Origin of the sequence: Shewanella sp. UCD-KL21 (assembly GCF_001957135.1) — a bacterium.
Classification (GTDB): Bacteria; Pseudomonadota; Gammaproteobacteria; order Enterobacterales; family Shewanellaceae; genus Shewanella.
Genome location: NZ_MPHK01000016.1, coordinates 51,473 through 67,319, shown reverse-complemented (window position 1 = coordinate 67,319; position 15,847 = coordinate 51,473). Strand labels below are relative to the sequence as shown.

The 15,847-nt window shown below is 42.0% G+C and carries 15 protein-coding genes; all 15 read right to left on the bottom strand.

The genetic code is table 11. From position 1 onward, the window contains the following. Positions 1-62 precede the first annotated feature (62 nt). Entirely contained in the window at positions 63-2,183 is a 2,121-nt protein-coding gene (locus tag BM739_RS14390; RefSeq protein ID WP_076541817.1) for a TonB-dependent siderophore receptor, read from the bottom strand. A gap of 164 nt (positions 2,184-2,347) precedes the next feature. Next, positions 2,348-3,712, bottom strand: coding sequence for a bifunctional UDP-N-acetylglucosamine diphosphorylase/glucosamine-1-phosphate N-acetyltransferase GlmU (gene glmU, locus BM739_RS14385; protein ID WP_076541815.1), 1,365 nt, complete (start codon positions 3,710-3,712; stop codon positions 2,348-2,350). Positions 3,713-3,923: 211 nt separating this feature from the next. Continuing rightward, complete coding sequence (locus BM739_RS14380) at positions 3,924-4,352, bottom strand: F0F1 ATP synthase subunit epsilon (protein ID WP_076541813.1); 429 nt, start codon at positions 4,350-4,352, stop codon at positions 3,924-3,926. A 33-nt stretch (positions 4,353-4,385) separates the two neighbouring features. Beyond that, complete coding sequence (atpD, locus tag BM739_RS14375) at positions 4,386-5,777, bottom strand: F0F1 ATP synthase subunit beta (RefSeq protein WP_076541811.1); 1,392 nt, start codon at positions 5,775-5,777, stop codon at positions 4,386-4,388. Between the two features lie 34 nt (positions 5,778-5,811). Then, a complete protein-coding gene (gene atpG, locus BM739_RS14370; RefSeq protein ID WP_076541809.1) occupies positions 5,812-6,672 on the bottom strand; it encodes a F0F1 ATP synthase subunit gamma in 861 nt (286 codons plus the stop codon). A 49-nt stretch (positions 6,673-6,721) separates the two neighbouring features. Beyond that, a complete protein-coding gene (atpA, locus tag BM739_RS14365; RefSeq protein WP_076541807.1) occupies positions 6,722-8,263 on the bottom strand; it encodes a F0F1 ATP synthase subunit alpha in 1,542 nt (513 codons plus the stop codon). 14 nt (positions 8,264-8,277) lie between these two features. Beyond that, positions 8,278-8,811, bottom strand: a complete 534-nt coding sequence (gene atpH / locus BM739_RS14360) for a F0F1 ATP synthase subunit delta (RefSeq protein ID WP_076541805.1) — start codon at positions 8,809-8,811, stop codon at positions 8,278-8,280. Between the two features lie 16 nt (positions 8,812-8,827). After that, positions 8,828-9,298 (bottom strand): F0F1 ATP synthase subunit B, encoded by a 471-nt coding sequence (gene atpF / locus BM739_RS14355; RefSeq protein WP_076541804.1) that lies wholly within the window; start codon positions 9,296-9,298, stop codon positions 8,828-8,830. 28 nt (positions 9,299-9,326) lie between these two features. Then, a complete protein-coding gene (gene atpE / locus BM739_RS14350; protein WP_076541802.1) occupies positions 9,327-9,590 on the bottom strand; it encodes a F0F1 ATP synthase subunit C in 264 nt (87 codons plus the stop codon). Between the two features lie 32 nt (positions 9,591-9,622). Then, positions 9,623-10,444 carry a F0F1 ATP synthase subunit A gene (atpB, locus tag BM739_RS14345; RefSeq protein WP_076541877.1) on the bottom strand — a complete coding sequence of 274 codons (822 nt, stop codon included), beginning with the start codon at positions 10,442-10,444 and terminating at the stop codon, positions 9,623-9,625. Positions 10,445-10,456: 12 nt separating this feature from the next. Then, positions 10,457-10,840, bottom strand: coding sequence for an ATP synthase subunit I (locus BM739_RS14340; protein WP_076541800.1), 384 nt, complete (start codon positions 10,838-10,840; stop codon positions 10,457-10,459). Positions 10,841-11,066: 226 nt separating this feature from the next. Next, complete coding sequence (locus tag BM739_RS14335; protein ID WP_076541798.1) at positions 11,067-11,966, bottom strand: ParB/RepB/Spo0J family partition protein; 900 nt, start codon at positions 11,964-11,966, stop codon at positions 11,067-11,069. A gap of 22 nt (positions 11,967-11,988) precedes the next feature. Continuing rightward, positions 11,989-12,771 (bottom strand): ParA family protein, encoded by a 783-nt coding sequence (locus BM739_RS14330; RefSeq protein ID WP_076541796.1) that lies wholly within the window; start codon positions 12,769-12,771, stop codon positions 11,989-11,991. Between the two features lie 56 nt (positions 12,772-12,827). Further along, positions 12,828-13,451, bottom strand: coding sequence for a 16S rRNA (guanine(527)-N(7))-methyltransferase RsmG (gene rsmG / locus BM739_RS14325; protein WP_076541794.1), 624 nt, complete (start codon positions 13,449-13,451; stop codon positions 12,828-12,830). Between the two features lie 121 nt (positions 13,452-13,572). Beyond that, the gene (mnmG, locus tag BM739_RS14320; protein ID WP_076541792.1) at positions 13,573-15,462 is read right to left on the bottom strand and encodes a tRNA uridine-5-carboxymethylaminomethyl(34) synthesis enzyme MnmG; all 1,890 of its coding nucleotides are present in this window, start codon (positions 15,460-15,462) and stop codon (positions 13,573-13,575) included. Between the last annotated feature and the right edge of the window lie 385 nt (positions 15,463-15,847).

Sequence of the window (15,847 nt, the reverse complement as noted above, 5' to 3'; positions counted from 1 at the left end):
ACTAAGCTAGCAGTGCCACAGCAACAATTGTGGCAGTGACTTACTTAACGCTTTATTAGCACTTAGAATTTTGCTTCAAATGCTAAGCTAAAGCTCCGTCCCTCTCCAACGGTGACATCAGTTTCTGAACCACCATCAAGATAGTCGGTATCAAATAGGTTTTTGATATTCATCCGTACGCTAATATCGCTTCCCATGACCGGCATTGAATAGGCTGCACCTAAGTCAAAACGAACATAGTCGTCTTTTACAATGGCATTACTGGTATTAGCAAAGCGTTCGCCGACATATATTGCCCCGAAGTTAAAGGCTAAGTCTTGGGTCATTTCGTAACGAGTCCAGATATTCGCCGACAATTCAGGCGCATCTACTGGGGTTTTACCATCTAAGCTGTCTTGATCTGGGCGGATATACTCAGCATCTAAATACATCATTGAACCGGTCATAAACCATTTATCGCTTAGTTGGCCTTGTGAACCGATTTCAAAACCTCGATGGCGCTGCTCACCTGATTGAGTAGTGATGGTTAGCTCAGAGTTTTCAATCTGCTCTTTTACTGTGACATTATTCACTGTGATATCAAATACAGCGCCAGTCAGTAATAAACTGCCGTCAAATAGCTCCCACTTGGCACCAAGTTCATACTGTTCGCCGTATTCAGGATCAAGGTTCATTTGGTCATTAAGATCATTAATGTCGTTAACCATACCTTGTGGTGTGAAGCTTTTTGAATAATTAAGGTAAATGCTTGCGCTTTCTACTGGCGAGTAAATAAGCCCGAACTTAGGTGACACTGCATAACTATTATTACCAGCACCTTCTTTCTTTTGCTCGTCATAACGCATGCCAGCCAGCGCTTTCCATGAGTCATTGATTGTTATTAAATCTTGAATATAAAAGCCGTAATGCTTGTATTCACTTTCAGATTTAGTGTCATCATTACGATAATCAAGTTGAGGGTTAGGCATAGGCTCCCCAGGCATCACAACTTGATATTTGTCGCCAGATTCTTTGAGCTGACCGTAATAATAATCAAGCATATTGGCGCCAATTAACAATTGATGGCCTAAATTACCCGTTTGAAAATTACCGGTGAAATCAACAAAACCAGTTTTATGCTGCCAGTCATCATAACGATCAAATGGACTGATATAGTAGCCATCAGTTAGCGGATCATCACCGCAAGCAGTACATTGGCTTGGCGATGAATCTAAACGCTGACGGTTAAATTGTTGGTCGTTATAGCCAGCTTTAATTTTCCAATCATCAGTTAAATGATAAGTTAATTCAGCACCTAAATTACTAATGGTGTTATCGGTAAATGCCCAAGGCATATCCCAAATCGTGTCACGTCCACCAATAAGCTCACCATCAGCATCTAACCAACCACCACGATCGATTCCGGTTTTGTCTTGGGTATGGTCATATTTAACCGACAACAACAAATCATCTGTGACATCAAACTCTACATTTAAATAGCCTAACCAACGATCTCGTTCTTGATTCGAGTCATCGCGGTACTCTCGCCAATACTGGGTATCTTGTTTAACCAGCACGGTGCGATAACGCAGCGTTTGTGCTTCATTCAAACTGCCACCCGCGTCAAGTTGCAAACGAGTAGAACCATGCTCGTCAATGTCAAAACCGATATCGAGCATTGCATCATAGCTCGATTTTTTGGTGACCATATTAATCAATCCACCGGGACCTGACTGACCGTACAACATGCTTGAAGGCCCTTTTAACACTTCAACTTGCTGTAATGTTTCGATTGGCTGCACATAGTGAGACCACTGCTGCTGACCATTAATCAGGAAGCCTGAGCCTGAAGATAGCTCAAAACCGCGAAGGTTAAATACCTGACGATTCCACTTTTCACTGCCGCCAGTCACACTGGAGTCATTAACTAACACTTCTGATAAATTTGTGGCTAATTGCTCGTCGGTAATAAAATCAGGAATGACAGTAACCGATTGAGGGGTATCTAAAATGCTAATATCGCCGCGCATTGCGCCGGATGCCGTACCGACTTTATAGTCATTGAATTGTCTACCTGTGACTTCAATATGCTCGATACCTGGAGAGCTGGCTTGATTGGTATGGATCTGCTCTTCTGCTATAACAGACATTGATAAAATTGCACTCGTTACCGCAAGTGACAAACAAGATGGTTTTGTTAACATCTTCACCCTCTAAAGTTTCGCAATTGTGTATTTATGTGGCGCAACTATAAATGAGAATGATTATTATTAAAGTTTATTTACATTGACTTTACCTTTGTGTTTTTTATGTAAAAAAAAACGACAAGCAGCGATGCTTGTCGTTTGATATTTAATCGTTTTTTAGTCTATTTGGCTTTTTTAACTGGTCTTGCCCAACCACTGATATGGCGCTGCTTAACACGAGTAATCACTAACTCGCCTTCAGCGACATCTTTAGCAATTGTTGAACCAGCACCCAAAGTGGCATTTTTACCTATGGTCACCGGGGCAATTAATTGAGTATCACTCCCCACAAAGACGCCATCTTCTATGGTGGTTAAGAATTTATTCGCACCATCATAGTTACAGGTAATCGTGCCTGCGCCAATGTTAACCCCAGCGCCAATATTGGCATCGCCTAAATAGGCCAAATGGCCAGCTTTAGAGCCTTCGCCTAACACTGCCTTTTTCATTTCGACAAAGTTGCCGATATGGGCATTATCTTTTAGCTCTGCGCCTGTACGTAAACGAGCAAATGGCCCAGCACTGGCTGCAACTCCAAGCTTTGCCCCTTCAACGATTGAGTAAGGCTTAATTTCAGCGTTATCAGCGATAATACAGTCAGTTAATATCGCGCCTGCGCCAATAGTGACATTGTTACCTAAAGTCACTTTGCCATTAAAGATAACATTAACGTCAATCATCACGTCCATACCCACAGTCACATCACCGCGGATATCGATTCGGCTAGGATCACGTAAATTTGCGCCAGCCAGCATTAACGCTTCAGCTTCACGGGCTTGATAAGCACGCTCTAATTGCGCTAACTGAACGCGGTTATTAGCGCCCTCAACTTCAACAGCTGATTGCGGCTGCGCGGTATCAATTGCCACTCCATCTTCATGGGCCATAGCAATAATATCAGTTAGGTAATACTCACCTTGGGCATTGCTGTTTGAAAGACGCCCAAGCCACGCTTTTAATTGCTTGCCAGGTACCGCCATAATGCCGGTATTTACTTCGTTAATGAGCAGCTGCTCAGCATTAGCATCTTTTTGCTCGATAATGCCAACAACCTTGCCACCTTCGCGCACGATACGGCCATAACCGCTTGGGTTAGCTAAATTAACCGTTAATATTGCTAAACCATTTTCAGGGCGAGCAGCAAGTAAACTTTCTAAAGTTGATTGCTGAATTAACGGCACATCACCGTATAAAATCAGCACAGTGTCATCATCGTTAATGTTTGGATTGGCTTGCGCGACGGCGTGGCCTGTACCCAATTGCTCAGCTTGCAATACCCAATTAACCGCTTGCTCACCTAAAGAAGCTTGCAGCTTGTCTGCGCCATAGCCATAAACCAATTGAATAGCGTTTGAGCCTAATGAGTTTGCAGTATCAATAACATGTTGCACCATGCTTTTGTGGGCAATAGGGTGCAGTACCTTTGGCAAGTCTGAACGCATCCGTGTTCCTTTACCAGCAGCTAAAATTACAACATTTAATGACATCGGGATTCCTTTATACAAGTATTCAATTCTGGCTAATGCAGTTTATTGAGGCTGATTTTAACCTAGATTATGGGTGACAGGAAATCAGCATGGAAATTATTACACTATCAGTCAAAAATTGGCGCATAAGCACGACTATTATGATGCAATTAATTCAAATTCTAGATACAAAAAAGGCGACCCTAGGGTCGCCTTTTCAAAACAATAACCTTTATCTGGCAATGTTCTTTTTGATGGTTTCAACAACACGAAGTTGAGCTAATGATTTAGCTAATTCAATTGTTGCAGCTTCATAATCAAAGTCAGCACCAGCATTAGCGATATTCGCTTCAGCCTTTTGCTTAGCTTCTAATGCAGCTTGCTCATCAATATCATCGGCACGCAAAGCGACGTCAGCAAGAACAGAGATTGAAGCAGGTTGTACTTCCAGGATTCCACCTGAAAGATACATCACTTCTTCACTACCATCTTGCTTGATCATGCGCGCCATGCCAGGTTTGATTCTAGTAAGTAATGGAGCATGGTTAGGCATAATACCTAACTCACCCTCGGTGCCGCTCACTTCTAAGAAGCTTACTTCACCGCTGAACATGCTGTTTTCAGCACTTACTATATCAAGTTGGACTGTCATGGCTGCCATCAAGTTCTCCTAAAATACTAAGCTAATGCTCAGTTATTTTGCTTTGTTAGCTTTCTCGACAGCTTCGTCGATTGAACCAACCATGTAGAACGCTTGCTCAGGAATGTGATCGAACTCACCATTCAAGATACCCTTAAAGCCACGGATGGTGTCTTTAAGAGAAACGTATTTACCTGGAGAACCTGTAAATACTTCAGCAACGAAGAAAGGCTGTGAAAGATATTTTTCAATCTTACGAGCACGGAATACAGTTGTTTTATCTTCATCAGATAATTCATCCATACCTAGGATCGCAATAATATCTTTCAGCTCTTTGTAGCGCTGAAGTACAGTTTGAACGCCGTTCGCAACATCATAATGCTCTTGACCAACTACTAATGGATCTAATTGACGTGAAGTCGAATCCAATGGGTCAACCGCTGGGTAAATACCTAGCGATGCAATGTTACGAGACAGTACAACAGTCGCATCTAAGTGAGCGAAGGTTGTTGCTGGTGACGGATCGGTTAAGTCATCCGCAGGTACATATACCGCTTGTACAGAGGTAATAGAACCAGACTTAGTTGAAGTAATACGTTCTTGTAGAACACCCATTTCTTCAGCTAGTGTTGGTTGGTAACCTACTGCAGAAGGCATACGACCTAACAGTGCAGATACTTCAGTACCGGCTAAGGTATAACGGTAAATGTTATCAACAAATAACAGTACGTCACGACCTTCGTCACGGAATTTCTCAGCCATTGTCAAACCAGACAATGCAACACGTAAACGGTTACCTGGAGGCTCGTTCATTTGGCCATAAACCATGGCTACTTTGTCGAGTACGCCAGAATCTTTCATTTCGTAGTAGAAGTCGTTACCCTCACGAGTACGCTCACCAACACCAGCGAATACAGAAAGACCTGAGTGTGCTTTTGCGATGTTGTTGATTAATTCCATCATGTTGACGGTTTTACCAACACCAGCACCACCAAATAAACCAACTTTACCACCCTTAGCGAATGGACATACAAGGTCAATAACCTTGATACCAGTCTCTAAAAGTTCAGTTGAGTTTGATTGATCTTCGTATGAAGGAGCTTCACGGTGAATTTCGTAACGCTCTTCTTCACCAATTTCACCCGCTTCATCAATAGGCTCACCCAATACATTCATGATACGGCCAAGGGTTGCAACCCCTACCGGAACAGAAATTGGTGAACCTGAGTTTGCTACCTCTAGACCACGACGCAGACCATCAGAAGAACCCATAGCGATGGCACGAACAACACCACCACCTAGTTGTTGCTGAACTTCCAGCACCAAACCATTACAGTCGCCTTCACCTGTGATCTTCAGAGCGTCATATACCTGAGGTACAGAATCTTGTGGAAACTCTACGTCCACAACCGCGCCAATTACTTGGACAACAGTACCTGTGCTCATGATTAATCCTCTAAACTTGTTTTCGTTACCTAACCTAAACCGCTGCAGCACCTGCAACAATTTCCGACAATTCTTGCGTAATCGCAGCTTGTCGTGCCTTGTTGTAGACTAATTGCAGATCATTGATCAGTTCGCCAGCGTTGTCTGTTGCCGCCTTCATCGCTACCATACGGGCAGCTTGCTCAGAGGCAATATTCTCAACAACACCTTGATAAACTTGAGACTCCACATAACGAGTCAGTAATACTTCCAAAATTTCTTTTGGATCTGGCTCGTAGATATAATCCCAAGGATACTTAGCTACTTCTTCTTCTGACTTAGGCAAAGGTAGCAGCTGCTCGATCACAGGAGTTTGAGTCATTGTGTTAACGAATTTGTTGAACACAATAAACAAACGATCCAATTTACCTTCGTTGTAAGCTTGTAGCATCACACGTACGGTACCGATTAAATCGGCTAATTTAGGCGCATCGCCTAAACCAGATGCATGGGCAGAGATTTCTCCACCAAAGCTTTTGAAGAACTGCACACTACGTGCACCAATAGGACAAAATTCAACTTCTGCCCCTTGGTCTTTCCAGCTCTTCACGTCTGACACAACCTTTTTGAAAAGGTTAACGTTCAAACCACCACAAAGGCCACGGTCGGTTGACACAACAATGTAACCAACCCGCTTGGCATCTCTCACCTCTAAATAGGGGTGTTTATACTCGAGAGTACCTTGCGCAACGTGACCGATCACCTGACGCATATGCTCTGCATATGGACGACTTGAAGCCATGCGTTCCTGCGCTTTACGCATTTTGCTGGCTGCAACCATTTCCATAGCAGAAGTGATCTTCTGAGTGTTTTTAACACTCGCGATCTTGGTTTTAATCTCTTTAGCGTTGGCCATCTTTACTCTCCAATTCTGGACCGGAGGTGTCTTACGACACCTCTATTCATTACCAGGTTTGGGTTTCAATGAACTTGTCCATGCCCGCTTTTAATTCACTTTCAATGTCTGCATTGTAGTTGCCAGTTGCATTGATAGTTTTAATAAGCTCAGCATGTTCGCTGTTCATATATGAAAGCAGAGCGGCTTCAAAGCTACCGATTTTACTTAATTCTACAGTCTTCAAGTAGCCTTTTTCAGCTGAGAAGATTGAGATAGCTTGATCAGCAACGCTCATTGGAGCATATTGCTTTTGCTTCATAAGTTCGGTAACACGCTCACCATGCTCAAGTTGAGCACGAGTTGCATCATCTAAGTCAGATGCAAATTGTGAGAACGCAGCAAGCTCTCGATACTGTGCTAACGCGGTACGAATACCACCAGACAGTTTCTTGATGATCTTAGTCTGAGCCGCACCACCAACACGAGAAACAGAAATACCTGGGTTAACAGCAGGACGTAGTCCTGAGTTAAACAAGTCAGTCTCAAGGAAGATCTGACCATCTGTAATAGAAATTACGTTGGTCGGTACGAATGCAGATACGTCACCAGCTTGGGTTTCAATAATAGGTAACGCAGTTAAAGAACCGGTTTGACCTTTTACTTCACCGTTAGTGAACTTTTCTACATAGTTTTCGTTTACACGTGAAGCACGCTCTAATAAACGAGAATGTAGATAGAATACATCACCTGGGTATGCTTCACGTCCTGGTGGACGCTTCAATAGTAACGAGATCTGACGGTAAGCAACTGCTTGCTTAGATAGATCATCATATACGATTAAAGAATCTTCACCGCGGTCACGGAAGTATTCACCCATAGAACAACCTGAGTAAGGTGCTAAGTATTGTAATGCTGCAGCTTCAGAAGCTGTTGCAACTACAACGATAGTGTTAGCTAATGCACCGTGCTCTTCAAGCTTGCGCACTACGTTAGCGATTGTAGAAGCTTTTTGCCCTACCGCTACGTATACACATTTAATGCCTGAATCTTTCTGGTTGATAATAGCATCGATAGCCATCGCTGTTTTACCAGTCTGACGGTCACCAATTACTAGTTCACGTTGTCCACGACCGATTGGGATCATTGAATCAACGGCTTTATAACCAGTTTGAATAGGTTGATCTACTGACTGACGTTCAATAACACCAGGAGCAATTACTTCAACAGGAGAGAAACCATCGTTGTCGATAGGTCCTTTTCCGTCAATTGGCTCACCAAGAGTGTTAACAACGCGGCCTAATAAACCACGACCTACTGGTACTTCAAGAATACGACCAGTGGTCTTAACTTTTGCGCCTTCTGCTAAATTAGCATAAGGGCCCATTACTACGGCACCGACAGAATCACGTTCTAAGTTCAACGCGATTGCAAAACGGCCACCAGGCAGTTCGATCATTTCACCTTGCATTACATCGGCTAGGCCGTGAATGCGAATGATGCCGTCACTTACTGCAACGATTGTACCTTCGTTGCGAGCTTCACTAACGACGTCGAACTGCTCGATCCGCTGCTTAATCAGATCGCTGATTTCAGTGGAATTCAGTTGCATGCTCAAACTCCCAATTACGATTGTAGCTTATCAGACAAGCGCGATAAATTACCGCTAACAGAGCCGTCAATGACTAAGTCGCCTGATTTAATAATTACACCACCAATCAGTGATGCATCTACGCTACAATTCAGCTTTACTTTGCGTGCGAGACGTTTCTCAAGAGAAACACTAATTTGCGTTTGTTGCTCAGAGCTTAGCTCAGTCGCTGAAACAACAGTTGCTTCAACTTCTTTTGCCCACTCATTGCGATATTCAGCAAAAAGTAGCGATACTGTAGGTAGTATCTCTAAACGACCGTTTTCGGCCATAACCTTCAAAAGGTTTTGACCTTGCGCGTTCACTTGATCACCACATATTTCTATGAATAATGATGCAAGCTTGGCACTCGCTAATGAGCCACCTAGCAACGGCTTAATTGATTCGTTTTCACTTACCAATGCCGCGAAGTTAAGCATTTCTGCCCAAGCTTCAATTGCTTTGTGCTCAACAGCGAAATCAAAAGCTGCCTTTGCATAAGGACGAGCAATGGTGCTTATTTCAGCCATAACTCCGCTTCCTTAATTAAATTTCAGCAACAAGTTTATTAACTATGTCACTGTGAGCTTCTGGGTCAATCGAACGTTGAAGAATCTTCTCTGCACCAGTGATGGCAAGAGTAGCAACTTGCTTACGCAAGTCATCTTTAACGCGATTACGTTCGTTTTCAATTTCAGCTTGACCTTGAGCAATGATTTTCGCACGCTCTGTATCAGCTTCCATTTTTGCTTCTTCAACTATTTGAGCTTTGCGCTTATTAGCTTGCTCAATAATTTCGTTAGCAGTCGCCTTCGCTTCTTTTAGTTGCTCATTTGCTTTCGCTTGAGCTAACTCTAGATCTTTTGCAGCACGTCCTGCATCAGCTAGTCCATCGGCAATTTTCTTCTGGCGTTCTTCGATAGCGTTCATCAATGGTGGCCATACAAACTTCATGCAAAACCACACGAAGAGAGCAAAAGAAATCGCTTGGCCTAGCAGGGTAGCGTTAATACTCATAACGACAACTCCTTACTAAGAGGGACGATTAACCAACAGCCTGTAACTGACCTACGAATGGGTTAGCGAATACGAAGAATAATGCAACACCAACTGCAATCATTGAGATCGCATCAAGTAGACCAGCTACGATGAACATTTTAGTTTGTAATGCTGGAGCTAGTTCTGGTTGACGAGCAGAAGCTTCTAAGAACTTGCCGCCTAAGATAGCAAAACCAATACCAGTACCTAGCGCTGCTAAGCCAATCATGATTGCAACAGCTATTGCTGTAAAGCTAATTACAGTTTCCATTTTATCTCCGATAAATAACTAATTTTATTAAATTAATGTTCTTCATGTGCCATGCTTAGATATACAATCGTAAGCATCATGAAGATAAACGCCTGCAGCACAATAACCAAAATATGGAAAATAGCCCAAGGCACTGATAGTGCAAACTGAGCCCACCAAGGCATCAGTGCTATCAGAATAAAGATCAACTCACCTGCATACAGGTTACCAAACAGACGAAGCGATAATGAAATCGGCTTCGCAACCAAGGTTACTGTTTCCAATACTAAGTTTACTGGAATCAGTGCCCAATGATTGAAAGGTTGTAAGGTCATTTCTTTTGTGAAACCACCAAATCCTTTAACTTTAATACTGTAAAAAACAATCAACGCAAACACACTCAAAGCTAAGCCAAGAGTTACGTTTAAGTCAGTTGTTGGTACAATTTTAAGGTAAGGAACACCTAATAATCTGTTTGCGGCTTCAGGTACAAAGTCAACCGGAATTAAGTCCATTAAATTCATCAGGAAAACCCAGACAAAAATAGTCAGACCTAATGGTGCGATAACCGCGTTACGCCCATGGAATGAGTCTTTAACGATTTTATCTACACCTTCCACACACATTTCAACGAAACATTGAAATTTGCCTGGAACGCCAGTTGTTGCTTTTCGTCCTACTTTGTAGAAAGCCCACAAAAATAGAACCCCAAGACCTACTGAAAACAAAAGTGAGTCAATGTGCCAAGTCCAAAACCCGGCATCTTGACATGCATAGTTAAAAGCGATTCCGCCATCGGCAGAACACATTTTCGCATTAGTCAGGTGATGCTGGATATACTCGGAAGCATTTAATGCTTCACCAGTTGTCGCCATGATTAATCTCACTTAATTTTGCTTGAAGTATAAAGGGGCCGTCCAAGGTATTAATAATGCCAACAGATAGCTGATGAATAACGGCATAAATGACGTATTTAACAGGCCAAATGCACAGGCAAATAACACTATGGTTAGCAGCAACTTTACCGCTTCCCCCAAGAAAAACGACCAAACGACTTTTCTTGATGCTCTAGCTCCCGCATGAGAGAAAGCAAGGGTTGCGAATACAAAATTAGGGAGTACAGCAATAAGACCTCCTGCTAACGCAGAAAATCCGTACTGAGCTCCCCACAGAGCGAAAAAGAAAATTGAAGTTCCCCCAGCTATCGCCGCCTGTAGCAACACTATTCGATAGGCTGACCATCGGCCACGACGCGCTAAAACCTTACTCAATTTTTTATCTCCGCATTAATACTTAATTTTTCCTTAAATTATTAATGTATTTATTAATAAATCTATTGGGAAAAAAAAGCATGCAAAGTATACCTTTTCACACCTTGTTTGCAACTTTGATAAGAGGTTTATCAGTGATATAAGGCGAGATTTAACGTTAATTACTCTAAAAGTTAAAAATACGCCTTGTTACTAAGTTACCTTTGAAATGATTTTGTTGAGGAATTTAATGAATTTTACTGATAATACCATCTAACTCAGCAAGATCTTGGTAGTTTATTACAATCTTACCCTTGCCTTTACTGCCATGATTAATGGCAACTTTTGCGCCTAATCGATCAATTAACTGTTGCTCTAAGCGGCTTACATCATGATCTTGAGTTACTTTTTCAGGCTCTTTAGCCGGATTTAGGGCTTTATTGACTAATCGTTCAGTTTCACGAACTGTCATTTCTTTAGATGCGACCAATCGAGCTAAGCTAGTTTGCTCTTCACCTTCAATGGCAAGCAAGGCTCTGGCATGACCCATATCAATATCGCCATATTCCAGTAAACGTTTTACTGGCTCATTTAAACTGTTTAAGCGTAATAAGTTAGACACACTTGCTCTAGACTTTCCGACGGCATCAGCCGTTTGTTGATGGGTCAGTTCAAATTCTTCGAGTAAACGTTGTAATGCAATGGCTTCTTCCATGGCATTTAAGTCTTCACGTTGAATGTTCTCAATCAAGGCGATGGCAACCGCAGCTTCATCTGCAACTTGTTTAACGATACAAGGTACTTTGTCTAATTGAGCTATTTGAGCGGCTCTCCAGCGACGTTCGCCGGCAATAATCTCATACTTGGTATCATCAACCTTACGCACTACAATCGGTTGAATAACCCCTTGTGAGCGGATCGACTCAGCCAGTTCATCGAGTGCTTCAGGTGACATATCTTTACGAGGCTGATATTTACCTGATTGCAGCAAATCGAGATCAAGCATCAGTAAACCGTCTTCAGCAACCACTTGTGGCTCACTGACTTCAGCTTTAGGTTGTGTAAGTTCAGCTTTGCGACTGGCAGCACTACTGTTACTCAATAATGCATCTAAGCCTTTTCCTAAACCGCGTTTTTTTAACGTCATTTTATTCCCTTACACTTAATACTTACTTAGATTCTGTTTGTTGCTCAGCACGGCGAATGATTTCGCCAGCCAGTGCTAAATAGGCTTTGGCCCCAGCACTGGATTTATCGTAATACATTGCTGGCGCCCCAAAACTTGGCGCTTCTGCAAGACGGATATTTCTTGGAATAACCGTGCGATACACTTTTTCACCAAAATGTTGTTTTAATTGATCAGACACGTCATTGGATAAACGATTTCGCGGATCGTACATGGTGCGTAAAATCCCTTCGATACTAAGGCTAGGATTAACCATGGCGCCCAGTTTAGTGATGGTATCAATTAAGGCAGTTAAGCCTTCCAATGCATAATACTCACATTGCATTGGTACCAGTACCGAGTCAGCCGCTGACATGGCATTAACGGTCAACATATTCAATGAAGGCGGGCAATCAATAAAAATGTAATCGTAATCATCTTTAACAGCTGCAATGGCATTTTTTAAACGAATTTCTCGGGCAAAAAACTCCATTAATTTGATTTCGGCAGCGGTAACATCACCATTGGCTGCGATCAGATCGTATTTACCTGACGTGTTTTTGATCACTATGTCATCGAAGGGCTTTTCTTCGACTAATAATTCATAAGCGGTGTTTTCAACATCGTATTTATCGACGCCACTGCCCATAGTGGCATTACCTTGTGGATCAAGATCAATTAACAACACTTTGCGCTTTGTGGCTGCAAGTGATGCTGCTAAATTTACACAAGTTGTTGTTTTTCCTACGCCACCTTTTTGATTGGCAACGGCAATTACTTTACCCACAAGTTCACCCTAATGACTGATTTACGATGTCCGATAATATAAATTATTAGCTATGGTTATTTTTTATTAACCAGCTTTAATAGATGTCTTTGTTCATCTAGCTTTGGCACATTAAGCACTATCGTTTCTGCTATTTCAAAACCCTGAGGAATTGTCGCTAACTCAGTATCACTAAGCTGACCTTTAAGGGCGTAAAAAATACCATCAGCAGCAGGAAGATGATGACACCAGCTGAGCATATCTTCGATTGATGCAAAGGCGCGGCTGATGACGCCATCAAATTTTTGCTCAGGCTCATACGCTTCAACACGACTTTCAATTGAAGTGATGTTATTTATTTTTAATTCAAATTGAACCTGTTTTTGAAAACGGATCCGTTTACCTAAACTATCGAGTAATACAAACTCTTTATCCGGATTTAAAATGGCCAATGGGATCCCTGGTAAACCGGGTCCGGTTCCTACATCAATAAAGCGTTGTCCCTTAAGATAAGGAGAAACCACCAAACTGTCCATCACATGTCGGATTAACATCTGTTCAGGATCTCTAACCGAGGTCAAGTTATAGGCTTTATTCCACTTATTCAGCATGGCAACAAAATCAACCAGTTGTTTTTGCTGTGTCTCTGTGGCTGAAATATTTGTTTCAGCTAAATAGGTTTTAAGTTGAGTTGCTAGCACGCTGAGTGACCTCGAAAAGCAATGGGAATAATAAAATCATCGGGTATTATGAATGGCGAAAATGACTAAGGGAAGCCTCAAAGCTTCCCTTATTGGTCAAAAGACAACTTTTTGCTGGGATTTATGCGCTTTTACGCAATAAACCACGCTTTTTAAGATGAACCAGCAAGATTGAGATCGCAGCTGGGGTCATTCCTGAAATTCTTGATGCTTGACCAATGGTTTCAGGTTTATGCTCATTCATCTTGGCGATCACTTCATTTGAAAGGCCTGGTACTTCTTGATAATCAAGATCAAGCGGCAACATGGTGGTTTCATGACGAATCGCTTTATCAATTTCACCTTGCTGTCTTTGAATGTAACCAGAGTACTTCACTTGAATTTGAACTTGCTCTGCAGCACGTGGATCTTCAATCCCCGGTCCAAAACCTTCCAAACTCATTAATTTTTTATAATCCATTTCAGGACGACGAAGTAGATCTTCAAATGATGCTTCACGAGAAATAGGGGTATTAAGCTCAGGGTTTAATACATCAAGCAAAGGTGAATTATTATGAACCCACTGACCACGTAAGCGTTGCAGCTCAGTTTCAATGGACTCCATCTTTTCACTGAATAATGCCCAGCGATGATCATCAACTAAACCTAATTCACGGCCTTTTTCAGTCAAACGTAAATCAGCATTGTCTTCACGCAGTAGCAAACGATATTCAGCACGACTGGTGAACATACGGTAAGGTTCTTTGGTACCTAAGGTTGATAAGTCATCAACTAACACCCCAAGGTAAGCTTGGTCGCGGCGTGGGCACCAAGTCTCTTTGCCTTGAACTTGCAATGACGCGTTCATACCGGCGAGTAATCCTTGAGCACCGGCTTCTTCATAACCGGTTGTACCGTTAATTTGTCCAGCAAAGAACAAACCATTGATATTTTTAGTCTCAAGTGAGTTTTTTAAATCTCTTGGATCAAAATAATCATATTCAATAGCGTAACCAGGACGAATGATTTCTGCATTCTCCATACCTTGAATTGATCGCACCAAATTCAATTGCACATCAAATGGCAAACTGGTTGAGATCCCATTGGGATAGATCTCATTGGTGGTTAAGCCTTCAGGTTCGATAAAGATCTGATGTGATGACTTATCTGCAAAGCGATTAATTTTATCTTCGATCGATGGACAATAACGTGGTCCAATGCCTTCGATCACCCCTGAATACATTGGGCTACGATCCATACCTCCACGAATAATATCGTGAGTTTTTTCATTGGTATGAGTGATATAACAAGAGACTTGTTCAGGGTGTTGACTGACATCACCAATAAACGACATAACTGGTAAAGGTGAATCACCTTTTTGCTCAGCCATCTTGGAAAAATCAATGCTATTGGCGTCAATTCGTGGTGGAGTACCGGTTTTTAAACGTCCCACACGAATAGGCAATTCTTTTAATCGATTTGCTAAGGCAATCGCTGGCGGATCACCTGCTCGGCCACCACTGTAATTTTCTAAACCAATATGGATTTTACCACTGAGGAAAGTGCCTGTAGTTAACACTACGCTTGGCGCTTCAAAAGCGAGACCCATCTGAGTGACTACGCCAATTACAGTATTATTTTCAACAACTAAGTCGTCTACCGCTTGTTGGAAAATACGTAAATTAGGCTGGTGTTGTAAAATCTGTTGGATTTTTTGACGGTAAAGCGCTCGGTCAGCTTGAGCACGAGTGGCTCTGACTGCAGGGCCCTTACTGGAATTTAATGTTCGAAATTGGATACCTGCAAAATCGGTTGCAGTGGCCATTGCACCACCAAGAGCATCAATTTCTTTAACTAAATGACCTTTTCCAATACCACCGATGGCAGGGTTACACGACATTTGACCTAAAGTATCAATGTTATGTGTTAACAATAATGTTTTTGATCCCATTCTTGCCGCTGCTAGGGCAGCTTCAGTTCCGGCATGACCACCACCAACAACAATTACATCAAACCGTTCATGAAAATGCATTTTGTGACCTTGGATAAAAGTAAATTTGATATTGCAATTTTTAACTAGATTTCAAATCTAGGGCTTGCTTGAGCCGAGTATTTTAGCACTTGGTTTGCTTTTCGGGAATGATCAATTTTCTAGTTTCGATCTAACGGGCTTGGCTTAATAGATCTTAAGATCTTTAAATAGATCTTTTTATTACTATTACTATTAGGATCGCACTTTTCTGTGGGTAACTCATTTATCTGTTTATTTTCATGGGTTAACGACAAAACGATCCTGTGATCAATGAAGGATCAAACTCAATATAACTTGGGGATAGATCGACTAGTTATCCACAGGGGTGATCTTCGAGCAGATCACCTTAAGATCTGTACAGCGTTATGATCGGTAAAAATAATAG